This window comes from Kosakonia sp. N21, assembly GCF_050587465.1.
Classification (GTDB): Bacteria; Pseudomonadota; Gammaproteobacteria; order Enterobacterales; family Enterobacteriaceae.
In genome coordinates this window covers 291,748-316,099 of sequence record NZ_JBOBHR010000001.1, presented here as the reverse complement: position 1 = coordinate 316,099, position 24,352 = coordinate 291,748, and the positions used below count along the sequence as shown (strand labels likewise).

Sequence of the window (24,352 nt, the reverse complement as noted above, 5' to 3'; positions counted from 1 at the left end):
ACTTGTGTACTTTTTATGAATATATGAGAAATGAATCACGTGAACAGCGGATTTTCGCGATCATCAACACATAATTTATGTAACTTTCCCAGTTTTCAGGTGACAATCGTGATACACAGGTTCACAATTGGTCCACAATCAGGTAAACAGGAATGCACATTACCGGAGGATTAATGTCCACAACGTTGTTGAATATGTTTCATCTTGACGGTTCCAGTAGTATGCCTTTGTATCTGCAACTGGTTCATACTGTTAAAGCGGCTATCGATTCCGGACAATTGCGTCCAGGCGATGCTGTGCCATCTGAGCGAGAAATGGTTGAAAAGCTGGTTGTTGCACGCGGCACGGTGCGTAAAGCATTTCAGCAACTCTTTGAAGAGGGAATACTGGTTCGCAATCAGGGGTCGGGCACCTTTGTCGCTCCTCATGTTCGCCAGTCCCTGCCGTTGCTGGAAAGCTTCAGTGAGATGGCCGATGCAAGCGGTGGTAAAGCGCAGAGTGAATTGGTGGGTTACCAGCGCCGGATCGCAACCGCAGAAGAGCGTGGGACGTTGCAAATGAACAATGATAAAAGCGAAGTTGTTGAACTGACCCGTTTGCGAAAAATTAATGGTATTGCTGTATCGCTCCAGACGGCCGTTCTGCCAGCTGGACTGCTGAGTACAATTAATGAACTGGATGAGTCATTGTACTTGCACCTGGAAAAAAAGGGTTCACCCGTTTTATGTGCTACCCAACGATTTAGCGCCGTAGCTGCTGATGGCAAGCTGGCACATCATCTTAATATCAAAGAAAACGAACCACTTTTATTGGTAACCCGTAAGGGTTACACCCACAACAACATTCCGGTCGAATTCACCAAAACCTGGTGCCTGAATGATTATTACGACTTCACGATCGAACTGCACAAGAATACGCCGTGACCATAAACAATCTGCCTTCGCCACCCGCGTTGGCAGCGCCACTGGCGACGAATCAGAAACCGGTGGTCATATGATGCCCCAGTTTGTCTTTTAGACGTATAAATAGCTGGCTTCCGGCCTCTGAAGAAAAATCAACATCACTGTTAAGCATGGTGCGGACTTCACTGAGTAGTGGCAATTCCTGGACTTTCTGCGAGCTACTGACACCAAATGCAGTTTTTAGCTTTTCATCATCATTGATAAATTCCCTTATCGATTCGACATTTGATAAGGAGAGTTCGCGCCCGCTTTCTTTGAACCTTATAACAACAGGCGAACCTTTCCTTGATAGTTTCAGAATATTAAACAGTTGGAAGATAAATTTTAAATAACTACGGGTGGCTTTCAAATTAACATTGCTGTACATAATACGCTGAATATCCTGAAAATCGGCGGTTTCCTGATCAAGAGACTGTTGCCTGAATAATATATTATGAGCCTGACCGACATAGGTTTGTTCATCACCCAGCGCGGTAATAAATTGTTGATAAGTCGTCACATCATTACCTGCTGTTATCTGTGGTCTCTTAACAAGCGCGTCAATTTTTTTGCCATCATTAAGTGTTTCGCCAGCTTCCAGACGTAATGTATAATCCCTGGTTGAGGGATCTTGAAGTAAGGCATCAGTAATGGCCTCTTGTTCATTATGCCCTTCAATAGGTAAACTGAGCAGTGTCGATTTAGCGCCAGCAACACGATGTAAATAAACAAATTCACCACTCGTCCCGGCGCCAGAAGTTGTTATTCCATCGGCATCCACCAAATAGGCAAGATGCATGGCATTATAACTACCCACAGCATTCTTACCACAGAAAATAAATATTTTATCCTTGTAATCAGCATCATTATTTCTGATTCTTTCCATAATATGCGAAGCAATTATGGGTGTTTTTTTATGAGCATAAATATATATAGCCTTTCCAATATCTTCCACTTTCTCAATGCTATTCCCTTTTAGTACGCCACTATAGCCATCTTTCTGAAATTTATTCTCAATGTCGTCAATACCGTGAGCATGCCAAAGGAACAACTGCATTATTTTTCTCTTAACGGAAGAAATCGTCTCTCCGCCTGTAATATTTAAGTTTTTCAAAATACCGCTGGTGCCACTTAACGTGTTTTTGCCACCAAGGCTAATGTGCGATATATGTTCACCGCGGCCGCCCAACACCTTCGCCAGTACGGCTTTATCCATACTAACATTTTTCTCTCGATCACTTCGATTCAACAGAATGGCATGATTCTGTTGGTCCAACCGTTGTGACTCCGCAATACCTGCGTTACGCGCAGCCTTTTGCAAAGCCGGATCCATGTCAGAAAGTATTTTGATATTTCCAAGCCCATAAACTTGCGCAACACTGTCAATTAATTGCGGCGCTGACATTCTGGGCAGTTCATCCAGATTAAACTGTGAACTACCAGAAGAAAATTTTTCAATATTTTCAAAACTAGCTTCTCTTGGTTTTTTAGTAAAATAATTCGCCAAAAACTTGTACTTACCTTTGGGAGAAGTATTACGTAATGGATGTAATGCAATGCGTTCAAGAATTCTTGCATCATCAGAACCACCGGTTGTTTTATCCAAATATCCGTAAACGGGTTTTTCTGATTCTATAAATTTAACATCGATATTGCGCGCGGTTAATTTCCCGGCGATATCACTCAACTGTGCTGGACGTTTTGTACCTTCCCAATGTGGAGGAACATAAAAAATAACCATATCATTTTCGGCAAGTGTTCCCTGATTCAGGGACTCATCAATGATATTTAAGGTGCGCCCGGTATGCCCACCACCCGTTGGCGAATACCCAACAAGTAATACGGTTGATTTTCCGCCCACAGCCTCTTCACGCCTGAATAATTCTTCTTCGTCATCTGAGTCTGATAAATTTGCCCGAGACTTAGACGACGTTGCCATTTTATACATCATAGTCTCCTGAGTTAAAAAGCAGTAAAACTTAGTTAAAACAGATAGTGAAGCTCCATATACATTTCCACTAAGATAAACAACGTTATAAAATACACACGCTACCGCACTCTGAATTAACAGAGAAGTTTTCTGATATTATTGCCAGTCATTCAGGTTAATACTAAAAACCTGGCATAGTCTGGACCAAATGAAAAAGGATATCCGTGAAATTAAGATATTTCACCTGACAAAATGAGAGCTGATATACCGCAGAGCCGTAAAAAGATCGGAGGCTAATGTTGAAGAAAGAGGTCAGTTTTCTTGTTACTGATACTGAAGAAAACATCCCCTTCCTCTGGCGAGAAAGAGGATCAACAACTTAGTGTGCTTTCGCCTGCTGATAGAGGCTTTCCCACATGCCAAGCACCAGCGCCTGATCGCGTGGCGAAAGTTCGCCCGCCTGAATGGCGGTTTCCACACTGTGGGTCACTTTGGCGTACACCGCTTCGTGCGAGTGGTCCTCACCGCTTTCGAGATCGGCCACCGCCAGCGTCAAATGCCCGCGCAGATAACCGCCGGCAAACAGTTCATCATCACTGGCGCTTTCCACCATATTGTCAATTAACGCCAGAATGCGTGATTCTAACTCCGCGATCATCTCTCTTCCTCTTTTGAAAACATGGCCTTACAGGTCTTCCGGCCACGGGAACTGTTCTGCCGCAAAAGGCGGCGTCTGATAATAGTCCTGCAATGCGCTGATAAACCGCGCCGGACGGGCAGGAATGCCCTGTTCCAGGTAAGTCATCACCTGCGCATGGACACGGCGCTGAAAAACAATACGATCCGGTTCGAAATCCCCTTCCAGGTTGTCGCAACTGACGTTAAACGGAAAGCCCGCCGCCACGCAAAACAACCAGTCAAAGGCCTGGGGTTTCACTTCAACATCTTCGAACTGCCCCTGAGTCGCCGCATCGCGGCCATCCGGGCAGTACCAGTAACCGAAATCCACCTGCTTGCGGCGCTCCGCACCGGCAATGCACCAGTGCGAAATCTCATGCAGCGCGCTGGCGTAAAAACCGTGGGCAAAGACGATGCGGTTGTAAGGCGCATCCGCGTCTGCGGGAAGATAGATCGGTTCGTCGTCGCCTTTAATCAGACGGGTATTAAAATCGTCTGCAAAGCAGCTATCAAAAATATCAATCAACTGTTGGTAGTGATGAGTCATACGTTCACCCCCAGAAACTGGAGGATCTCCTGGCCGTGACTGTCATAGAGAAGTTTTGCGCTCATCACCGCCGAGACAATCACAATCATCGGGCGAATGAGCGTTTGCCCTTTACTGAGCACCAGGCGCGAGCCCATGCGCGCGCCGAGAAATTGCCCGGCCAGCATCACAAAACCGGTAGCCCACACCACTTTGCCACCGATAATAAACAGCAGCAGCCCGCCGATATTGGAGGTCGCGTTCAACACTTTGGCATGTGCGGTGGACTTCGCCAGGTTGTACCCCGCCAGGGTGACAAAGGCCAGCGCATAAAAAGAACCGGCGCCCGGGCCGAAAAAGCCATCATAGAACCCAACACAACCACCAGCCACCAGCGCAAAAGGCAGGCCGTACAGACGACGCTGACGATCGTCTTCGCCCAGTTTTGGCATCAGCAGAAAGTAAAGACCAATACAGATAACCAGCACCGGCAGGATCTGGCGCAGCACATCGGACTGCACGTGTTGTACCAACAACGCCCCGGTCGTGGAACCGATAAAGGTCATCAGAATATTGAGTTTCTGATCGGCAATGTTCACCACTTTGCGGCGAATAAAATAGAGCGTGGCGGAGATCGAACCGCCGCAGGCCTGCAACTTATTCGTCGCCAGCGCCTGTGCCGGAGACATCCCCGCTGCCATCAGCGCCGGAACCGTCAGTAACCCGCCGCCACCTGCCAGCGCATCAATAAACCCGGCCAGTAATGCGACAAAAAAAAGCGCCACCATGACCAGCGGTGACACCATAAACAGTTGTTGAAAAGTTTCCATTACAATGCGTGCTCATCCAATAGAGCCTGGCAAGACGGCGGCAAAGGCGGCGGCGTCTTTTTCTCAGGCGTGGTGCTGCCGGGTTTCGCCGGTTCGAACCAACTTTGCAATTCTGTGCCACATCCATCGCCGGGCGGCGGCAGCGGTTGATCTTCACACTCGAGGCTGTCTGCCGGGCAGCGCAGGCGCACATGCATATGCGCACGGTGCTGGAACCACGGGCGCACTTTACGCAACCAGTCGCGGTCCGTGCCCGCGTCCAGGCAGAGTTGCTGTTTGATAGCCGGGTTCACGAAGATACGCGTCACGTCGTTATCCTGCGCCGCCAGTTTAATCATGCTGCTGATTTCCGGCTTCCAGAGCTCAGGCACCACCTGCTTACCATCGCGGGAGACCAGATCCAGCGCCTGCGGTTTCAGCAATTGCGCGGTACTCCAGCGCGCTTTCGGCAGTTGCAGGAAGATATCCACATCCAGGCCGGATTGATGGCTGGCGTGGCCGCCGTTAAAACGCCCACCGGCAGGCATCCCCATGTCGCCGACCAGCACCGTCCCCATTCCCAGATTGTGTACCTGGTTGCTCAGGCGCTGAATAAACAACACCAGATCAGGGTGGCCGAAATAGCGGCGCTGATCGGTACGCATCACCTGATAATTATCCGCCTGCAGCGGCAATTCCTGCGCGCCGACAATGCAGCCATTGGCGAATGCGCCAATAGACTGTGGGCTACCGGCAACGGGGTGAGTCAGCTTTTGCCAGGGAGTTGCCGCCGTCGCGGCGGCACTTATCAGCAGCGCAAACAGCGCTATTGCCGTGTTGTTCATTGTTTACCAGCGTGGAATATCGGTCGTGACATCGGCGTTCTGCGCACGCTGGCGCAGGAAATGATCCATCAGCACAATGGCCAGCATCGCTTCCGCGATCGGCACTGCGCGAATGCCAACGCAGGGATCGTGGCGACCTTTGGTGATCATCTCCACTTCGTCGCCAAAACGGTTGATGGTACGCCCCGGTACAGTAATGCTGGATGTCGGTTTCAGCGCGATATTGGCGATAATTTGCTGGCCGCTGCTGATGCCGCCCAGGATGCCGCCTGCATGGTTGCTCTGGAAGCCCTGTTTGGTGATTTCGTCACGGTTTTCGCTGCCGCGCAGCTTCACCACCTCAAAACCGTCGCCGATTTCAACGCCTTTGACCGCGTTAATGCTCATCAGCGCGTGGGCGATGTCTGCATCCAGGCGATCGAACACGGGTTCGCCCAGGCCTGCCGGAACGCCGTCCGCCACCACCGTCACTTTCGCGCCGATAGAGTCGCCCTCTTTCTTCAGGCCGCGCATCAGTTCATCCAGTGAGTCGATCTTGCCCGGTTCCGGGCAGAAGAAGGGGTTCTGCTCAACCTGATCCCAGTCTTCGATCGCCAGCGGAATGTCACCCATCTGGGTCAGACACCCGCGGATAACGATGCCGAACTTCTGCGCCAGATATTTTTTAGCAATAGCACCTGCGGCAACGCGCATGGCGGTTTCACGGGCCGAGGAACGACCACCGCCGCGGTAATCACGCACGCCATATTTTTGTTCATAGGTGTAATCGGCATGCCCCGGACGGAACAGATCTTTAATCGCGCCGTAATCCTGCGAACGCTGGTCAGTGTTTTCAATCAACAAACCAATGCTGGTGCCGGTGGTCACGCCTTCAAACACACCGGAGAGAATTTTCACCTGGTCCGGCTCACGGCGTTGCGTGGTGTAGCGCGATGTCCCCGGACGGCGTCTGTCCAGATCGTGCTGCAAATCCGCTTCGGTCAGCGGAATGCCCGGTGGCACTCCATCAACGATACAGCCCAGCGCCAGGCCGTGCGATTCGCCGAAGGTGGTTACGCGAAAGAGTTGTCCAATTGTGTTTCCTGCCATCACGGCTCCGTTGTCGTTGTTTGTGTTGTTGAGCGTCGTTTAATCTTTATAAATGCTGAAATGTTCCTGCGCGGCGATGAGTTGCGCTTTGGTCAGCATAAAGACGCCGTCCCCGCCGTTATCAAACTCCAGCCAGGTAAACGGCACATCCGGATATTGTTCAATCAGATGTACCATGCTGTTACCCACTTCACAAATCAGGATGCCATTATCGGAGAGATAATCCGGCGCACCCGCCAGGATGCGGCGCGTCAGTTTCAGGCCATCGCTACCGGACGCCAGGCCCAGTTCTGGCTCGTGGCGATATTCTGACGGCAGGTCAGACATATCCTCTTCATCCACGTAAGGCGGGTTAGTCACAATCAGATCGTACTGGACTTTCGGCAGCTCGCGGAACACGTCAGAGCGGATCGGCGTAACGTGATGAATCAGGCCATGCTCTTCAATATTGTGCTCGGTGACCGCCAGCGCATCCGTTGAGATGTCCACGGCGTCCACTTCCGCTTCCGGGAAGGCGTAAGCACAGGCGATAGCGATACAGCCGCTGCCGGTGCACATATCAAGAATATGCTGCGGTTGCGCATGAACCAGCCCGGCAAAATGGTTATTGATCAGCTCGCCGATGGGCGAACGCGGCACCAGCACACGCTCATCGACATAGAATTCGTGACCGCAGAACCAGGCCTTATTGGTCAGATAGGCCACCGGAATGCGCTCATTAACGCGGCGGATAACGCGCTCAACAATGCGGTGACGCTCGCTGGAGGTCAGGCGCGCATTACGCATCTCTTCCGGAATATCCAGCGGTAAATAAAGGGTCGGCAGCACCAGTTGCACCGCTTCATCCCACGGGTTATCCGTGCCGTGACCGTACCAGATATTGGCAGCGCTAAACCGGCTGACCGACCAGCGCAGCATGTCCTGAATGGTGTGCAGCTCATTCACTGCTTCTTCAACGAAAATTTTATCCATAGTATCCCCCAGGCCCATGCTCGCATTAAATTCGGCGGCTAGTTTGCCATGAAGACGGCGATAAATCAGCATCGTCTCGCGCTGTGCGGGGTAAAAATGCATTTTGCTACACCGCAGCCGCAGTGAGTCGGGTACACTGAGGGGAAAGAAGAGATGAGATGTACAGATGAAAAAGAAACCATCGCTTAGCGAGGAGGAACAGACGCTGTTCCGACAGCTGATGACCGGGACACGTCAGCTCAAGCAGGACACCGTGATACACCGCCCGGCTCGCAAGAAGGTAAACGAAGTACCGGTGAAAAGGCTGCTTCAGGAGCAGGCTGATAATAGCCATTACTTTTCCGATGAGTTTCAGCCGCTGCTGAACACCGAAGGCCCGGTGAAATATGTCCGCGAAGATGTCAGCCATTTTGAGCTGAAGAAGATCCGCCGGGGCGATTATTCACCGGAGCTGTTTCTCGATCTGCACGGCTTAACCCAGCAGCAGGCGAAGCAGGAACTGGGGGCGCTGATTGCCGCCTGCCGCCGCGAACATGTATTTTGCGCGTGTGTGATGCACGGTCACGGCAAACATATTCTCAAGCAACAAACGCCGCTGTGGCTGGCGCAGCATCCGCACGTAATGGCGTTTCACCAGGCACCGAAAGAGTACGGTGGCGATGCCGCCATCCTGGTGCTGATTGAAGTGGAAGAGTGGCAGCCGCCTGAACTTCCCTGAAACCACAAACGACAAGAGCCGCACAATGCGGCTCTTGAATACCATGGTCCGGCGAATCAGATGGCTTTACGCATCTTCAGGTTGCAGGGACTCATTTGCCAGTCAAAGGTACCTTTACCGTTCTCGTCAAGCGTAACGCAGGCGATAGCGGACGTGGTAAACATCGGCGGTGCTTCACCCGGGCAGAGCTCGGACACCAGGTAGCCCACCAGCGGCAGGTGAGAGATCACCAGCACAGAGGAGAGACCTTCGTTCGCCAGCGCCTGGAGATAAGCGCTAACAAGGCCAATGTCGCCACAAGGCGTCAGTTCCGGCAGGACATCCACGTTGTCAGGCAGGTTTACACACTCTCCCACCATTTTCAGCGTCTGTTCAGCACGTAAAAAAGGGCTGACCAGAACACGTTCAACATCCACTTTTTGACCTTTCAACCATGTTGCCATCAGACGGGATTCGTCGCAGCCACAAGGGGTTAAGGGACGAACCGAGTCACTGGCTGCATCGAGGGCAGCGTCGCCGTGACGCATGATAAAAACTTGCATATTGCACCGCTTTTGTTAACCAGAATCATTAATAGTTCCACTGCGAAACCCTTTCGCAACGACGGGAAATATCAATGGCCGGGCATTGTGCCTGATTCATTCTCTGAATGAAACGCTGTTTTTTACCTCAATGGCGTAAGTGTAGTCAATCATTGTTTACAAAATAACCGCAAACGCCATGAGCAATAACAGATTTAAATATTTAGACCTTACTTTACAGAATCAGTTTCTTTTGCCGGACAAAAAGTCTCGCCCTGCTCCGTCATCCGTAACAATCTTTCACAGGGACGAAAACGTGGCCCGTATTGCATCTCCAGCCGCTGTAACGCCACCACCACATCCCGTGCGCCGAGCCGGTCCATATAATGGAATGGCCCGCCCAAAAATGGAGGGAAACCGATGCCAAACACGGCGCCGATATCGCCATCACGCGGACTGCGGATCACCTGCTCATCAAAGCAGCGCGCTGCTTCATTAAGCATCAACATGACGCAGCGTTCTGCTATCTGTTCTGCGGGCAATGTGCCGTTGCCAGAGGCGCCGATTAAGCGGTAGATCGCCGGATCAGGTTGTTTTTTGCTTTTACGCCCTTTCACCGGGTAAAGATAGAAACCGCGGGCATTTTTTCTGCCTTTGCGATCGTCGTTCAAAATTGCGCTGACAACACTTGCAGGGGCGCTAAATCGTTCTCCATAGGCCGCTTCCAGCACCGGGATAATTTTCGTTCCGGTATCAATGCCAACCTCGTCCAACAGTTGAATCGGCCCGACCGGAAAACCAAACTTCACCAGCGCCTGATCTATCGCCTCAATACGCTCCCCTTCGCTGAGCAGGCGCATAGCTTCGCTAATATAGGGGGCAAGAATGCGGTTAACGTAAAACCCGGCTTTATCTGCCACCACAATCGGCGTTTTCCCTTGTTTCTTCGCCAGCTTAACGGTAGTGGCAATGGTTTGTTCATCGGTTCCGGCATGGGGGATCACTTCCACCAACGGCATTTTTTCCACCGGGCTGAAAAAATGTAATCCGATAACCTTCTGCGGGCGCTGCGCCTGCGCTGCAATATCGCCAATCGGTATAGAAGAGGTATTGGATGCAAAAATAGTGTGCAGGACGCAATTATCCTCAACTTCCCGCACCATTTGTTGTTTCAGCGCCAGGTCTTCAAACACGGCTTCAATCACCAGATCGCGATGGGCAAAACCGCGGTAATCCAGCGAACCAGAAATCTTCGCCATCTGGCTGTCACGTTCCGCGGGTTTGAGATAGCGACGCCGGACTTTTTTATCCAGCTCTTGCCAGCTATATTTCAGCGCGTGGTTAATGCCGTTCGCGTTGATATCCTTAATGCGTACCGGCAATCTCCCTTTGCTGGCAGTCACATAAGCGATGCCGCCGCCCATCAATCCGCCGCCTAACACGCCGATGGTACTTAACGGCCCCGGTTCAACCGCACTGCCGGGATCTTTTTTCACCTCGGTGCTGGCAAAGAACAGATGCCGTAGCGCCTGAGATTGCGGCGTCATCGCCAGTTGGCCAAAAGCGCGCGCTTCGGCGTCATAACCGCTACTGCGCCCGTGCGTCAGCCCGTTCTCAATCACCGATAAAATACGCGGTGCGGCAGGATAGTTCCCCTGCGTTTTTTGTGCCGTTTTCTTCGCCACCATGCGAAATAACAGGGTGCGACCAAGCGGCCCGGCGAGAATGCGCTCGCGAACCGGCAAGCGGCGGCTGGCAGGACGCCCCTGCGTTGCCAGTTCCGCTGCGGCATCCAGCAAAATCGAGCGGGGAACAACATCGTCCACCAGCCCGGCCTTTAACGCCTGGCGCGGACGAAGCTGCTTACCGGTCAGGATCATCTCCAGCGCAGTACTCACCCCCACCAGCCGCGGCAAACGTTGTGTGCCACCGGAGCCAGGCAACAGACCAAGCTGGACTTCCGGCAGACCCAGCACCGTTTTATCGTCATCGGTACAGATACGACGATGGCACGCCAGCGCCAGTTCAAGGCCGCCCCCCAGACAAGCACCATGAATAGCGGCAATCACCGGAATGGGCAGCGCGTGGATTTCCGCCATCACCTGCTGCCCCTGACGGGCAAGATCTTCCGCTTCTTTTGCGCTCTTACAGCGGGCGATCATGTTGATGTCCGCACCGGCGATAAAGTTATCCGGCTTGGCGGAGATAAAAACAACACCCCGCAACGATTTGTTATCGCGGATCTGCTTTAAGATGGCGCGCACTTCAGCACCAAACTCCGCTTTCAGCGTGTTCATCTTTTCGTCCGGAACATCAATGGTGACAACCGCCACATTGTCCGGGCGCACGCTGAGCGTGAATGCGGATGTGAATGTCATTATTCAGCCTCCAGAACCATGGCCGCACCCAGCCCACCTGCTGCGCAGGCGGTCACCAGACCAAAACCGCCGCCGCGTCGGCGCAGTTCATGCAGTGTTTGGGTGATCATCCTCGCCCCGGTGGCGGCGAACGGATGCCCGTACGCAATAGAGCCGCCCAGCACGTTAAATTTGCTGTCGTCCACTTCACCTGTCGCCTGCGAGCGCCCAAGTACTTCGCGGGCAAACCGATCGCTGGCCATCAGCTTCAGATTGCTCAGGGTTTGTGCGGCAAAGGCTTCGTGCATATCAAGCAACGTTAAATCCGCCATCGTCAGCCCGGCTCTCTCCAGCGCCAACGGCGTCGCCCATGCCGGGCCCAGCAACATGTCCTGCTGCACGGCAATGGCGGTAAATGCATAGCTGCGCAGATAACCCAACGGGGTTAAGCCCAACTCTTTTGCGCGGGATTCGGTCATCAGGATCACCGCAGCTGCGCCATCAGTTAACGGTGTGCTGTTTGCCGCCGTCACCGTGCCATGCCGCCGATCAAACGCCGGACGCAGCTTTGCGTAATCTGCGAGGCTGGACTGAGTACGCACGTTATTGTCCTGCCCGACGGGTTCGCGAAACGGCGGCGCATATGCGGTCATCACTTCATCGGCCAGTTTGCCTTCTGACCACGCCTGCGCGGCAAGCTGGTGCGAGCGATGCGCCAGCGCATCCTGCTGTTCACGGGTAATTGCGTAGGTTTTCGCCATCTGCTCGGCGGTATCCCCCATACGCAGCCCGGTGGAATACTCCGCCACAGCCGGTGGCACCGGCAGTAAATCGCGCAGGCGAAGACGAGAAAAAAGTTTCAGTTTTTGCCCAAGCGTGCGGGCTTTGTTGGCATCCACCAGCGTACGCGCCAGGGTTTTGCTGACGCCAATAGGCAGGACGGAAGAAGAATCTGCACCACCGGCGATCCCGGCGCGGATAGTGCCCGCCAGCAAACTCTCGGTGACATTCGCCACGGCCTGAAAACTGGTAGCGCAGGCGCGGCTGACGCTGTAGGCATCAGTATGGACGTTCATGCCAGTGCCGAGCACGATCTCGCGGGCGATATTGGGCGCTTCCGGCATCTGAACGACCTGGCCAAAGACCAGTTGCTCAATCACATCGGGGGGAATTTCGCTGCGCGCCAGCATCTCTCCCACGACCATTTTGCCCAAATCGATAGCCGGTACACCGTGAAACACGGTCGCCTGACGGGCGAAAGGTGTTCGTAACCCACTGACAATGGCAATGCGGTCACCCTGACGGGTAACAAGCGGTAATGCCTGACTCATAACACTCCCCTGTTAACAGCGTAATGCGCAAAGTGGTCTGACCTGATAACAGTCTTAACCAATTTTTTACATTTAGCCAATGGGAGGAGAAAAAAAGTGAGAGCTAAGGCACAGAGAAACTTAACAAAACGCTCCCGAAGAACGGGAGCGCAGGCAGGAAAATTAACGCAGACCGAGCTGGAAAATCAGGGTTTCCGCTTCGCAAGCGAAAACAAAGTCGATATCCAGTTGGACACCGCCCGCCACTTCCGTAAAGGAAGAGGTGATCTGGCAAGGATCGGACTCTACGCTGCGGGCTCTTGCGCTCAGCGCAGCCAGCGTTTCTTCAGCGTCGGTACGATTGCTGAACACACGACTGTAAGAGGCGGTGCAATCGGAGTTGTCCATAATGGTGCCAACATCCATACAGCAGCAAACCGGGGTTTCATCAGCACTGCATTTACTCATTGTTGATTTCCTCTGAATTCGCACCCAAGGTGCCAGGTAAACGATGTGATTATTTTACGCTCCGGCGAATAGCCTCTCCAGTTGTTAATTCCACACGTGGTCATAAGTGACCGAAATCACACTTAAAAATGATCTAAAACAAAAATCATCCAATCGACTGATTAAGACTTACCGCATTTTTGCCACGCAGATCCCGTTTCGAAGATCACAATTGAAAAAACTTATATACAAACTTGCAACATTCCCTCTGGTCAGACCTATACTTCCGCCACTGGTCTGATTTGTCTGAAGTACCTCAGACCCTACACTTCGCGCTCCGTTACGACATGTAACATAGTTTGAATAAAAATAACTCGATTTCGAATGAGGTTATGGTCATGAGCCAGAAAACCCGTTTTACCAAGTCTGCTCTGGCAGTCGCAGTGGCAATCGTCTCTACCCAGGCCTGGTCCGCAGGCTTTCAACTCAATGAGTTTTCTTCCTCTGGCCTTGGTCGGGCCTATTCAGGTGAAGGCGCTATCGCAGATGATGCGGCCAACGCCAGCCGCAACCCTGCATTGATTATGATGTACGACCGCCCGATGTTTTCCGGCGGTGCGGTATTTATCGATCCGGATGTCAACGTTACCGGCCGCTCTGCTATCGGGAATGATGCAAGCCAGAACAACATTGCGCCAACCGCTTGGGTGCCGAACCTGCACTTTGTTGCGCCGATTAATGAGCAGTTTGGCTGGGGCGCGTCTGTAACCTCCAACTATGGTCTGGCTACCGAATTTAACGATGATTACACAGCCGGTTCGATGGGCGGGAAAACCGACCTCGAAACCCTGAACCTGAACCTCAGCGGCGCCTATCGTCTGAACAACCACTGGAGCTTTGGTCTTGGTTTTGACGCCGTCTATGCAAAAGCAAAAGTTGAGCGCTACGCGGGCGATCTGCCGCAAATGGTAGATGCACAAACGCGCGGCGTTTATAACTTATCCCGTGCTATTCCGGCAAACACACAAATTGCACGCCTGAAGGGTGATGAGTGGGGTTTTGGCTGGAACGCCGGTATCCTGTACGAGTTGGATAAAAATAACCGTTACGGTTTGACCTATCGTTCAGAAGTTAAAATCGACTTTGATGGCGACTATCGCAGCAATCTGCCGTTAACCGTGAATGCGCTGGCACCTGCATTAGGTCTTAACAACCTGCCTTATGCGACTGCCGGTTCCACGGTCAATGGCGCACTGACCCTGAACCTGCCGGAGATGTGGGAACTGTCAGGTTATAACCGAGTCGATCCGCAGTGGGCTATCCACTACAGCCTGACCTACACCAGCTGGAGCCAGTTCCAGGAGCTGAAAGCCACCGGCAGCAACGGTCAAACGCTGTTCTATAAAGATGAAAGCTTTAAAGACGTGTACCGCATCGCTCTGGGCACCACCTATTATATGGATGATAACTGGACCTTCCGCGCCGGTATCGCCTATGACGACAGCCCGGTTCCGGCCGACAAGCGCTCTATCTCCATTCCGGACCAGGATCGCCTGTGGCTGAGCACCGGTGCGACCTATGCATTTAACAAAGACGCCTCTGTCGACGTCGGCGTTTCCTATATGCATGGTCAGAAAGTGAAGTTCACCGAAGGCCCGTATACCTTCGAGTCTAGCGGTCGCGCATGGCTGTATGGCATGAACTTTAACTACGCCTTCTGATAAACAAGCCGCAATAAAAAAGGTGAGCCCCGGCTCACCTTTTTTGTTTGTTCCGTCTTTACTCGGAATCGATATCTTTCAAATCTCCCTCAATCGCTTTCGCGTTCGGGTTTTCCTGTGGCTTCAACTTACCGCCGTTGGCGATAAAATCATGACGCTGGAAGTAGGCTTCGCGCACCATAATATACGGGTCGGAAGACTGACGCAGTAAGCCATCGGAATCCAGCAGTTGCGCGCGGGTTTCAACGCCTTCCAGCGTCCATTTACCGACGGACAACGGCCACGTCAGCCAGGAAAGCACCGGATAGAGCGTATCCGCCGCATCGCCGCCATCTTCACGCAGCGTGAAGCTGCCGTAGAACGGCAACTGCATATACGGACCGTAACCGATGCCATAATGACCCAGCGTACTGCCGAAGCGGTGCGGTTCTACGCGCTGCAATTTCGCGTTCGACATCCCGGCGACATCCATAAAGCCGCCCATGCCCAGCAGGGTGTTCAGGAAGAAACGGGTAAAGTGAACCATCCCCTGGTAGGGATCGCCTTGTAAGAAGAAGTTCGCCATGATCGCCGGTTCTTCAAGGTTGCTGGTAAAGTTGCTCAGACCGTTGCGCGCCGGTTGCGGCACATAATCTCGCCAGGCAACGGCGACAGGTCTGACAACGTAAGGATCCAGCACATTGAAGTTGAAGTTGTACATGGTGCGGTTGAACCCTTCGAACGGGTCTGAACGCCCCTGCGACTCTCGGGTACCGGAGCTGGCGCAGCCGACCAGCACAGTGGTAGCCAGCGCAAGCGCCGACAGGCGGTATTTCATAGGTGTCTCCCTGAAGAATATGGCCATCGGTGAATGCCATCCATAACGGCGCAAACGCAAAATGCCCGGATTTGCGCCCGCAACATGCCACGCATTGTATCAGCGCGTCTTATGATGTCTACGCAGCGAACAGCCTTTGTTTCAGCATAGCCTGCATTCAGCGGAGCGCTGCGTTAACAATTTTATACATACTTCCCCGGCGACGTATCACCATTGTTGCTTTTCCCCGCACTTTCGGACGATACCGCCACGAATCGCATCAGAAACTCGCTACGCTTTATGTCATCCGCAGAGGCAGAGAAAGAGCGAGGTTGTTGTGGACGCAATAAAAGAAGAGAAAATCAACACGCAGAGCAAGGAGATCGCTGTCGAGAGCGACGAAAAAAAGCGCGGCGAAAAAATCGAACTGGATGAGGACAGACTCCCCTCGCGCGCCATGGCCATTCATGAACATATTCGTCAGGATGGCGAGAAAGAGCTGGAACGCGATGCGATGGCACTGTTCTGGTCGGCGATTGCTGCCGGGCTATCAATGGGTGCATCGCTACTGGCAAAAGGTATTTTTCACGTTCAGCTTGATGGCGTACCCGGCGGTTTCTTGCTGGAAAACCTCGGTTATACCTTTGGTTTTATCATCGTCATTATGGCGCGTCAGCAGTTGTTTACTGAGAACACGGTGACAGCTGTGTTGCCGGTGATGCAAAACCCCGGTTGGGTGAATTTTGGTTTGATGACGCGCCTGTGGGGCGTGGTGCTGTTGGGGAATCTCGTCGGTACAGCCATTGCGGCCTGGGCTTTTGAATATATGCCGATTTTTGATGAACAGACGCGCGGCGCTTTCGTCAAAATCGGTATGGATGTGATGAAAAACACGCCGGGCGAAATGTTCGCCAACGCGATTATCTCCGGCTGGATCATCGCCACCATGGTGTGGATGTTTCCGGCGGCCGGCGCGGCTAAAATCGTGGTGATCATTCTGATGACCTGGCTTATCGCACTGGCGGACACCACGCACATTGTGGTGGGGGCGGTAGAGATTTTTTATCTGGTATTTAACGGCACACTGCACTGGCGCGAGTTTATCTGGCCATTCGCGCTACCGACGCTCGCGGGGAATATTTGTGGTGGAACGTTTATTTTCGCCCTGCTCAGTCATGCGCAGATCCGCAACGATATGATCAACGCTCGTAAGGCAAAGGCGAAAGCCATAGCCGAAGAACAAAAACGCAATGCAGCGGAAAAAGAAGCATAAACGGTGACAGTTTAATCACTTGGCGGCCTGCGCGCTTAACGTGGCGCGCAAATGACGTTATACTCCTGCCGCCTTGTCCCCTTAGTTAAATGGATATAACGAGCCCCTCCTAAGGGCTAATTGCAGGTTCGATTCCTGCAGGGGACACCATACGCACTTCTCCTGAAATCTACCAATGTCAATACCCCCCTATTGACCCGTCCTGAATAGCGTTGACACGTTCCAGGGTCAAGTTGGACCACTGCCGCCCTAACCGCACTGACGCTTCTGCCCAGTCTGGCGGCAATTTACCTTCTGTATAGTGGGTCCGGAGCAATACCTGCGCCTCTTCCGACCAAGGTGACGCCACGCCCCGGACAGACCTGAAAGCAGAACAATCCGGGCTACCCCATTGGCAGACCGGCCAGGCCGCTCTCCGATTTCACGGGCAGACAGTTGACCATCGTGTTGTTCCACAAACGTAATTTCGGCGACCGTCCACTGTGCCTGGTGTGATTCTGGTGACGCTGCGTTTTATCCACCATGTCAGACCTCCCTGGAATTAGTCACGTTGTTTTTCCTGCGCCAGCGTAGAGATTTGAGCCCGGAGGCGTTGCTCGGCCTGCCGGACCTGCTGCTGGCGCTGCTGTGAGCCTTCAGGCAACTGATTTAACTGACGAAGCTGTTCTTCCACCGGGACGTTTTGTCGGAAGCTTGTCAGCATGCCAAAGACCTGCGATTTAAGTTCACTGACAGTGATATATTTTCCTTTCTGGCCGTCAAGCGCATTCAATTTATTGGCAAGAGCCTGAAGCTGCGTCATACCTTCATGCCAGCCGTTTATTGTATCGAAAGAAAGTAATGAGACATTAATCTGTTGTTGCCACTGCTGTGTCAGAGGCTTAGCCTGCTCCGGCCACAACGCCTGAACCTGTTCGATGAGTTTTTTGCTGTATGCAATATTCCAGTCAGGCGGCAACTTATCCAGTCCGGCAAGCTGCTGCTGTGTTTGCGTGATGACCGCTTGTGGTAACGGAGACTGCTGACGCAACATATCCAGCTGTTCAGGCGTGAGTGTTGCGGGTAACGGAGCCAGTGAAGCAGCAAGCTGAGTCTGTAACGGGTCAGGCCGGTGAAGAAACTGCCAACTCCACACTGCGACTGCACTTATTATCAGCATGGTACACATCCCAGCGCTGAAGGATTTCCACGTTTTGACCGGAGTGGGCATTGCCGCCAGTACCTCTATCTTCGCGTGGTGTTCCGATTGCGCAACGTACACCCACTTCACTGCACTGTCTGGCGTATTTTCAGACAGACTACCAGCAAGGCCTCCCGGGGCTGCTGCATCATTCATCACGGTGGCAGGCAACACGATTCCTGACTGAATGTTCGGCCCGGTGATGGTAGTGTCATCGCGGTTTTCCAGCCTGACCGCACTGTTGTGCATCAGAGTACGCAACGTATCGAGCTGGCTGAGATGTTTAAGTTCCAGGCGCTGCAGCACCTCTCCCAGACCGGCAAGCAGCTGCTCTGCCCGATACAACTGACTGAGGTCGCTGTAATTTAGCGGGAGCGAGCGCATCCGCTGCTGCAGGCGCTGACTCAGGCTGCTGAGGATTTCCATGCGAACATGTACTGGCTGCGGCCAGAGTGCGCCCCACTGATGGCTTATCAGTGCCTCGAGTATCGCCAGCCCTTCATTAAGCCCGAATAAGCCGGCCAATTGCGTACGCGCAAGCGTATACCAGGCTGCCGTTTGCAGCTCCACACCGCTCTGCTCAAAAAGTGAAAGACAGAGTTTTTCGACATGCTGCCAGTTCACATCCGGGCGAGCCGGATGTGCCAGTTTACTCAGTTCATCACGCAGCGCGGCATAATCCGGTAGCGTACGCGGGTCACCGCCGGTTTTTATTTTACGTTGGGTAATATCATGCATGATCAGTTGTCCATTCTGACGCATTCGGGAATATGGGGGATTAACGTTTATGCAGCTTCACTTTCTGCATATTCGAGGCTCTGCAGATACTGTAGCGCCACCGGGTCGGCAATATATTCAACCTGCCCATGATGACGCTCCACTTCATCGATAATTCTGCTGAGTTCAACCCTGAAAAACTCCTTACGCAGGTTTATTTTGTTAATCCGGTAGCTTTCCAGATGGTCATGCAGTGTCTTTTCAAGCGCCGGGGCGTCATCACAGGAAATCATGGCGTGGACGTCAAAATCAAACGGCACGGCTGCCCCGCTTAGTTCTTTCACGCGCTCCATAGGCTCCAGCCGTCGGGTCATACCGATTTTGAAGACGTTTTCACCGAAAGAGCCGATATTCGAAATCACATATACATGTCCCTGCTTCGTGAGCTGGGCCATAGATTTGGCACGCTCATACTGCTGATGCACGTCCTGAATTTTCTGCTCAAGCTCCAGACGCTGTCTTTCCAGCTCTTCCCTGTGAGCACCTTCTGCTTCGAGCAGGGCTTCTTCCAGTAAACGCTGCTGCTCAGCAAGGCGTTGCTCCTCCTCTTCCGCTTCACGCTGCTGCTGGTCCAACTCATCCTGACGCTGTTTTTCCTCCCGCATCTGACGCTTAAGCTCAGCCTGATACTCTTTTTCTTCCTGCGCTTTTTCCAGCAGGGCGACCTTATCCAGAAACTGCTGTTTTACTCCCTCCCAGTCGGCATTATCGTCGAGTTACAGAAAGGTAATTTTCTCGCTGATAACTGCGTAAGCTTCTCTTTCCTTGCGGAGCTGGTCGTATTTACTTTGCCAGTTATTTACCGTGGTACCGGAAAGCAGAGTTTTCACCTTAAATTTATACGCGGAGTCCACTATGCGCTGCAGTGCCCGGGAGGCTTTATTTCTGGCATTGTGAAATTCATCCCACTGACCAGTAAGCTGTTTCTTTTCCTGATACAGACCACGAGCCACTTCAGTACTGACGGTTTCGTCAAAGGCTTTCTCTTTCTGTGCCAGGTCCGACACAGCCTGTTCAAGCTCAGCTGTTTTCTTCCTGAATCCCCGGTAAATGGAAACCCGCATTATCAGCGCTGCGGCAATCAATAAACCAAAGAACAGGCCAATGACACCCGCCGGATTAGATACAGATTCAATAAACCGCTCATTAAGATTAATTAATGCTCTTACCGAGACATAAACACCCCAGGCAATTACGCCAAGAATAACCAGGATGATACCTGCTGCATTGCCATCTTTTTTTCTTCGTGCCATGTTTTATCTCTTTCCTTTCTTCTTTCAATCCTGATTATTGAGTCTGAATAACGGGCAAGGGATCTTTGCCATAACAGATTAATATTGGTTTCCAGAGCAAATCGGTAAATAGATGTATCCGTGATTTATCTCGTTATTTTGGGGCTCTGTTCCCCATCAACTGTTGACTGTTTCGCCAGGTCAATACGCAATGACTGACAGGCAAAAATAACTGCTACTTATTCCGATTCCGCTATGACAGTAGCGCTAAAATCAGTCCGAAAACGAGTTTTCATCAAAACGTTGTCCCGGCCGGGATCTTACCGACTGGCGAAGCCGGAGCGGGCTGTCTGGTCTGCAGTTTTTTGAGAAACTGTGATTTTGCTGACATGGTGTTATCTGGCCTTACATACGGGTTTGAGCGTCAAGATACTGCTGCTGTTTGAGGTGACGTATCAGCACGCGACCTTCAGGCATAAATTCCGTGCCGTAGCGCACCAGGTCACCTCCCTTAAGTTCAGCATCAATGGCATAACGCAGTTCGCCCGGAATGTCCGGCTCAAGCAGTACCACCGCAATCTTTTTCAGCCGCGGCTCGTATTTCAGTAAGACGGCCGACAGGGTTCCCATCAGTTCATGCGCGGTCCCTGGCATCCCCTGCAGGATTTTGGTCATATCCGGCAAACCATAGTCCGGCAGATGCGCCAGCGTGCCGGCACGGCAGTTGAGAATACGCTGCATATTATCCAGCACGGACAAAATGACCTGGTTCTGCTCGTTGATCTGATTAAGATCGAGGCCACCGGTGAAGTTGCCGAAAAGGGTTTCATAGAGAGAAGGACGCGGCATCTCATTTATCCTTTACCGGCACCAGCGTTAACCGGTTATTGCCTGCCTCGATGACGCGGGCTTTATCTGGATCGAGCTCATCCCGACTGAGCACAACACGCCATGTGTTGTTCGTCTGGTCCGGCGATATAAACATCCCGACCGCCGCCACATATTGGGTACTATCCTCCATCGGCATATCAACCATTACAGCCCCACCCGGCTGCAGGCGAATATCTTTTTCCGCCACCAGGTCTGCCTTGATGGCCTGGCTGTCAGCCTTAAACAACGACGGATAGTCTGTGCTGTCGAAAGTTTTGCGGTCCTTGAGCTGGTAAATGCGCACCACCGTCGACAGTGCCACGCCGCCGGCGTTGCTGTTTACGGCCTCACGGGCCCGAATATCCAGATGCAGGGTCTTTATCTGCTTATAAAAAATTGATTTGGTCACGGCAACGGTGCCGTCCGTGACGCTCTGGGTCAGCCCACAGCCTGCGAGCATCAGTGTGATACCTGCGACCAGCGCAACCAGGGGGAATTTACCAGCGGTACTCGCCATGTTCATCGGTCTCCCTGCGGTGAAGATTTTCCTGAACCCGCTCATAGCGGCCCAGATTAATGGTGATTGTTTTGGGGTGTGATGCGGTCTTAGTCGCATTCAGCGGTCGCATCACGGCAGTGCGGCCCAACTGCACGGCGCCTGCCCGAGGTTTACTGCTCATCATCGCATCCGGCAGCAGGCTACGGTCGACACACAGCTGTAACCGCACATCGAGGCGGGAGCCAAGATAGACATGCAGCAGCGCCATCAGGTCGGTGTGCAGCTCGCCGCCCGGCAACCAGCCCTGAACTTCAGCCGGATCTGTGGTGGTCAGGCGCATCAGCACCTGGCTGTTCACGTCAGTGGCATAGTTGCCCATCACCGGACGGTTTGTCAGGGTTACAGGCTGGCGCACGCTCATGGACAGCGGCTTTTTCAGTAGCACGCGACGTTTATCGTGATGCCAGATTTTCGCCTGTGTGTCAGGTGCCAGCAGGCGCACCAGGGAAGCCAGTCCTTCTGCCGTTCGCCCCGGCAGCAACATCACCGGCAGCAGTGCGAGGAAACGTGACGCGGGGGCAGCGATGCTGTCCGTGCAGCCCTCAATGCCAAGGCCTGCCAGGCCCAGCAGATACTGAGATATATTGTCCTTACCGCCGGCTTCAAAGCTCGCCGGGTAAGAATATTTGCGCCAGATGCGGTAGTACTGGGCAATCAGCCGGTGGTTGAAGATATCGAGGAAATCTGCCGTGGCTTCATATCCTTCCCGTCGCTGAGTGATGTCATCGATATAGTGCGTCGGCAGCGGGGACTCCACGCCGTAGAGTCCCATAAAGGTGATGCGCACCGTCGGCGGCAGATGGGGATGCTCAGGCGGCTCACTCCCTTTGATTTCGGAGGCCGGGAAGCCCATGCCCGGATGGGGCCTGAAGCGCACCGGCTCATGGCGCACCTGCCAGCTGCTGCCGATAACCGGTTTATCCGGCTGGCTCTGCTCCAGCAGCTGACAGAAGCGATAAAAGTTTATGTACGGCAGCCGGTCACCCAGTTGCACTATCAGCCGGGCAGGCGTGGACTGTGGTTCTCTTTCCATCGGATGCATTTTCCTTCTGGCTGAACGATGAGGGTGAGCTGATTGAACTGATTCATGTCGGCATAGAGCGCGAAGAAGCGGTTGAGCATTTCGCCAAACAGGTGGATATCGCCCTCGCCCGTAAACCCGTTGCTGTCGAGGGTTACCTCAATATCCAGCCCCCGCAGCAGGTAGCCCTGCTCAAAGCGCTGAAGACGGTGGTGCTCGACATGCTGAATCGCCTCCAGGCGGCGGGTGTTCAGTTCGTCTTCCTGCCAGTTGTAGAGCGCCAGCGTCCCGCGCAACACTTCGGCCGTGCTCATCATGTTAAGGAAACCGGAGCCGAGATGACTCAGCACCCGCCAGTGAAAACGATCCTCCGCAGGCGGGTAAACCGGCAGCGTGGGCTTGCAAAGATTGCGCACCGAAAGCTGCGTATCCACCACCTGCTCACAGCGGTCAAGCAGCGTGCTCTGCAGCGCCCGGCGCGGCAGTTGGCCGTTGGTCCCGGTAATTTGCAATGACACGGCTTCGCGGTCGATAAGCCGGTCATCTTCCCACTGATGGCCGCCCAGAATAAGCCAGGTGTCATACAGCCCGGTCACACTCCGCTTCACTCTGGTGTGGTAGTAACGCGGTGGCGCATGACGCCGCATCATCCCACCCTTGTGGCGAAAGCTGCTGAACGGGACATACTCCGCATCGTTGGTCCGGTTTGAGCCGGTGACCGAATCCACGGCATAAATCTCGGTGTGTCCGTCCTGCAGTCGTTTGGGGCGCAGCAGGTACTCACTTTCAAGCCCGGTGATGGTGAGCGGATCAGCTTCCAGCGTGAACAGGTTAATCACCGGCACACAGTGCAGACGAACCGCATCATCAGTGACCGGAAGGTCAGACGGCCACAGCTGCTTAAAGACCACTTCAATATCAAAGTACTCCACCCCGGCAGGTGGCGTAATACCGTCCAGCCCGTGGAGGTGGACGAACATAAACTTGTCGCGGAAGGTGAAATACTCCAGCAGCAGCTGGTAGCCGCTGAAGGCAGTATCACCCTTCGGCCACAGCCCGTCCTCCTCGGCAAAACCGCCCGGCGAGAAATACCCGTCAAGCCGAATACGGTCGGTCTGCCCGGGCAGGCGCATATACAGGGCGGCCTGACGCTTGGTCAGCATCAGGTGCAGCTGGCTGCTGACGGGTGCATCCGCGCCGAGATAGAGACTCAGGTGGCTAAGGTCAGCATGGGACCAGTCCGCCTGGGTGCTGCAGGCAAAGCGCATCCGCAGCAGCGAACGACCGTCAGGTTCGGTAGTCATGGTGACACCCGAAACACTAAGAGGATTAAGCATCACATCCTGCGTGGTTCGGTAGCGGCAGACCGTGTTCTTTGGCCCCACCGGACGGGAACATACTTCCAGACCTGCGGGCACCACTTCCGCCATTTTTATGGCATGCAGAGCCGGAATCAGTGCCACCACTGAGAGCGACGGAATGGTGCGCAGATAGTGTGGCCAGAGCATACTGACCAGCCCTTCGGTGAGCTCCGGAAGATCGTCATCAATCTTTTCACGCAGCCGCCCCATCGAGAAGGCAAAGCCTTCAAACAGACGTTCGACATACGGGTCAGGTGTACCAGCCTTATCCAGATCCAGCATAGCTGCACGATCGGGATGGGTTTGCGCGAACTCTTTCGCGGCTTCACGCAAGTAGCGCATTTCTGCATCGAAATAGCGCAGGGTTAAATCTTCCATGTGATTCCCGGTAGTGAGTTAAAACGGAAAGACTGACCAGT

General features: G+C 53.1%; 22 protein-coding genes, 1 tRNA gene and 1 pseudogene. 5 read left to right on the top strand and 19 right to left on the bottom strand.

Translation table 11 applies throughout. The features are described from left to right. The first annotated feature begins 173 nt into the window (after positions 1–173). Complete coding sequence (locus ACQ3G7_RS01435) at positions 174–923, top strand: GntR family transcriptional regulator (RefSeq protein WP_430888583.1); 750 nt, start codon at positions 174–176, stop codon at positions 921–923. A gap of 52 nt (positions 924–975) precedes the next feature. Here the strand turns inward: ACQ3G7_RS01435 and ACQ3G7_RS01430 are convergent, their stop codons facing one another. The 7 genes from ACQ3G7_RS01430 to prmB form a co-directional block, all read right to left on the bottom strand. Continuing rightward, positions 976–2,892: a hypothetical protein gene (locus tag ACQ3G7_RS01430; protein ID WP_430888582.1), complete on the bottom strand. Its 1,917-nt coding sequence runs from the start codon at positions 2,890–2,892 to the stop codon at positions 976–978. A gap of 358 nt (positions 2,893–3,250) precedes the next feature. Beyond that, entirely contained in the window at positions 3,251–3,529 is a 279-nt protein-coding gene (locus tag ACQ3G7_RS01425) for a YfcL family protein (protein WP_430888581.1), read from the bottom strand. Between the two features lie 27 nt (positions 3,530–3,556). Then, positions 3,557–4,096, bottom strand: coding sequence for an elongation factor P hydroxylase (locus tag ACQ3G7_RS01420; protein ID WP_430888580.1), 540 nt, complete (start codon positions 4,094–4,096; stop codon positions 3,557–3,559). After that, positions 4,093–4,905, bottom strand: coding sequence for a sulfite exporter TauE/SafE family protein (locus ACQ3G7_RS01415; protein ID WP_263099990.1), 813 nt, complete (start codon positions 4,903–4,905; stop codon positions 4,093–4,095). Before ACQ3G7_RS01415 ends, ACQ3G7_RS01420 begins: the two co-directional genes overlap by 4 nt. Continuing rightward, on the bottom strand, positions 4,905–5,729 hold the full coding sequence (gene mepA / locus ACQ3G7_RS01410; RefSeq protein WP_430888579.1) for a penicillin-insensitive murein endopeptidase: 825 nt from the start codon (positions 5,727–5,729) through the stop codon (positions 4,905–4,907). Before mepA ends, ACQ3G7_RS01415 begins: the two co-directional genes overlap by 1 nt. A gap of 3 nt (positions 5,730–5,732) precedes the next feature. Continuing rightward, on the bottom strand, positions 5,733–6,818 hold the full coding sequence (gene aroC, locus ACQ3G7_RS01405) for a chorismate synthase (RefSeq protein ID WP_430888578.1): 1,086 nt from the start codon (positions 6,816–6,818) through the stop codon (positions 5,733–5,735). 39 nt (positions 6,819–6,857) lie between these two features. Next, positions 6,858–7,790, bottom strand: coding sequence for a 50S ribosomal protein L3 N(5)-glutamine methyltransferase (prmB, locus tag ACQ3G7_RS01400; RefSeq protein ID WP_430888577.1), 933 nt, complete (start codon positions 7,788–7,790; stop codon positions 6,858–6,860). Positions 7,791–7,956: 166 nt separating this feature from the next. Here prmB and smrB point away from each other — a divergent pair, with 166 nt between their 5' ends. Beyond that, positions 7,957–8,508 (top strand): endonuclease SmrB, encoded by a 552-nt coding sequence (gene smrB, locus ACQ3G7_RS01395; protein WP_263099986.1) that lies wholly within the window; start codon positions 7,957–7,959, stop codon positions 8,506–8,508. Positions 8,509–8,564: 56 nt separating this feature from the next. Here smrB and sixA read toward each other — a convergent pair whose 3' ends face one another. From sixA to ACQ3G7_RS01375, 4 genes are all read right to left on the bottom strand, one after another. Further along, the gene (gene sixA, locus ACQ3G7_RS01390; protein WP_061493870.1) at positions 8,565–9,050 is read right to left on the bottom strand and encodes a phosphohistidine phosphatase SixA; all 486 of its coding nucleotides are present in this window, start codon (positions 9,048–9,050) and stop codon (positions 8,565–8,567) included. 209 nt (positions 9,051–9,259) lie between these two features. Beyond that, on the bottom strand, positions 9,260–11,407 hold the full coding sequence (gene fadJ / locus ACQ3G7_RS01385) for a fatty acid oxidation complex subunit alpha FadJ (RefSeq protein WP_430888576.1): 2,148 nt from the start codon (positions 11,405–11,407) through the stop codon (positions 9,260–9,262). Continuing rightward, positions 11,407–12,717 (bottom strand): acetyl-CoA C-acyltransferase FadI, encoded by a 1,311-nt coding sequence (fadI, locus tag ACQ3G7_RS01380; protein WP_430888575.1) that lies wholly within the window; start codon positions 12,715–12,717, stop codon positions 11,407–11,409. Before fadI ends, fadJ begins: the two co-directional genes overlap by 1 nt. A gap of 162 nt (positions 12,718–12,879) precedes the next feature. After that, positions 12,880–13,164 (bottom strand): YfcZ/YiiS family protein, encoded by a 285-nt coding sequence (locus ACQ3G7_RS01375; protein ID WP_061493867.1) that lies wholly within the window; start codon positions 13,162–13,164, stop codon positions 12,880–12,882. A gap of 371 nt (positions 13,165–13,535) precedes the next feature. On the opposite strand from ACQ3G7_RS01375, the gene fadL reads away from it, so the two are divergent. Then, positions 13,536–14,864, top strand: a complete 1,329-nt coding sequence (gene fadL, locus ACQ3G7_RS01370) for a long-chain fatty acid transporter FadL (RefSeq protein ID WP_496353070.1) — start codon at positions 13,536–13,538, stop codon at positions 14,862–14,864. Positions 14,865–14,922: 58 nt separating this feature from the next. On the opposite strand, the gene mlaA is transcribed toward fadL, so the two are convergent. Beyond that, positions 14,923–15,681: a phospholipid-binding lipoprotein MlaA gene (gene mlaA / locus ACQ3G7_RS01365; protein ID WP_263099982.1), complete on the bottom strand. Its 759-nt coding sequence runs from the start codon at positions 15,679–15,681 to the stop codon at positions 14,923–14,925. A gap of 316 nt (positions 15,682–15,997) precedes the next feature. Here mlaA and ACQ3G7_RS01360 point away from each other — a divergent pair, with 316 nt between their 5' ends. Together ACQ3G7_RS01360 and ACQ3G7_RS01355 are read left to right on the top strand one after the other, a co-directional pair. Continuing rightward, complete coding sequence (locus ACQ3G7_RS01360) at positions 15,998–16,933, top strand: formate/nitrite transporter family protein (protein ID WP_430888573.1); 936 nt, start codon at positions 15,998–16,000, stop codon at positions 16,931–16,933. A gap of 75 nt (positions 16,934–17,008) precedes the next feature. Then, positions 17,009–17,083: transfer RNA gene (locus ACQ3G7_RS01355), tRNA-Arg, on the top strand. Positions 17,084–17,316: 233 nt separating this feature from the next. Here ACQ3G7_RS01355 and ACQ3G7_RS01350 read toward each other — a convergent pair. From ACQ3G7_RS01350 to tssF, 7 genes and pseudogenes are all read right to left on the bottom strand, one after another. Continuing rightward, the gene (locus ACQ3G7_RS01350) at positions 17,317–17,457 is read right to left on the bottom strand and encodes a hypothetical protein (protein ID WP_430888572.1); all 141 of its coding nucleotides are present in this window, start codon (positions 17,455–17,457) and stop codon (positions 17,317–17,319) included. A gap of 17 nt (positions 17,458–17,474) precedes the next feature. Next, positions 17,475–18,851, bottom strand: coding sequence for a VasL domain-containing protein (locus ACQ3G7_RS01345; protein ID WP_430888571.1), 1,377 nt, complete (start codon positions 18,849–18,851; stop codon positions 17,475–17,477). A 47-nt stretch (positions 18,852–18,898) separates the two neighbouring features. After that, positions 18,899–20,143: pseudogene (locus tag ACQ3G7_RS01340) on the bottom strand (GIY-YIG nuclease family protein). A gap of 384 nt (positions 20,144–20,527) precedes the next feature. After that, positions 20,528–20,980, bottom strand: a complete 453-nt coding sequence (gene tssE, locus ACQ3G7_RS01335; protein ID WP_430888884.1) for a type VI secretion system baseplate subunit TssE — start codon at positions 20,978–20,980, stop codon at positions 20,528–20,530. Further along, positions 20,973–21,509, bottom strand: coding sequence for a type VI secretion system lipoprotein TssJ (gene tssJ / locus ACQ3G7_RS01330; protein WP_430888570.1), 537 nt, complete (start codon positions 21,507–21,509; stop codon positions 20,973–20,975). The genes tssE and tssJ overlap by 8 nt, the downstream gene beginning before the upstream one ends. After that, a complete protein-coding gene (gene tssG, locus ACQ3G7_RS01325; protein WP_430888569.1) occupies positions 21,490–22,593 on the bottom strand; it encodes a type VI secretion system baseplate subunit TssG in 1,104 nt (367 codons plus the stop codon). Before tssG ends, tssJ begins: the two co-directional genes overlap by 20 nt. Beyond that, positions 22,548–24,311: a type VI secretion system baseplate subunit TssF gene (gene tssF / locus ACQ3G7_RS01320; RefSeq protein WP_430888568.1), complete on the bottom strand. Its 1,764-nt coding sequence runs from the start codon at positions 24,309–24,311 to the stop codon at positions 22,548–22,550. Before tssF ends, tssG begins: the two co-directional genes overlap by 46 nt. Positions 24,312–24,352 lie beyond the last annotated feature (41 nt).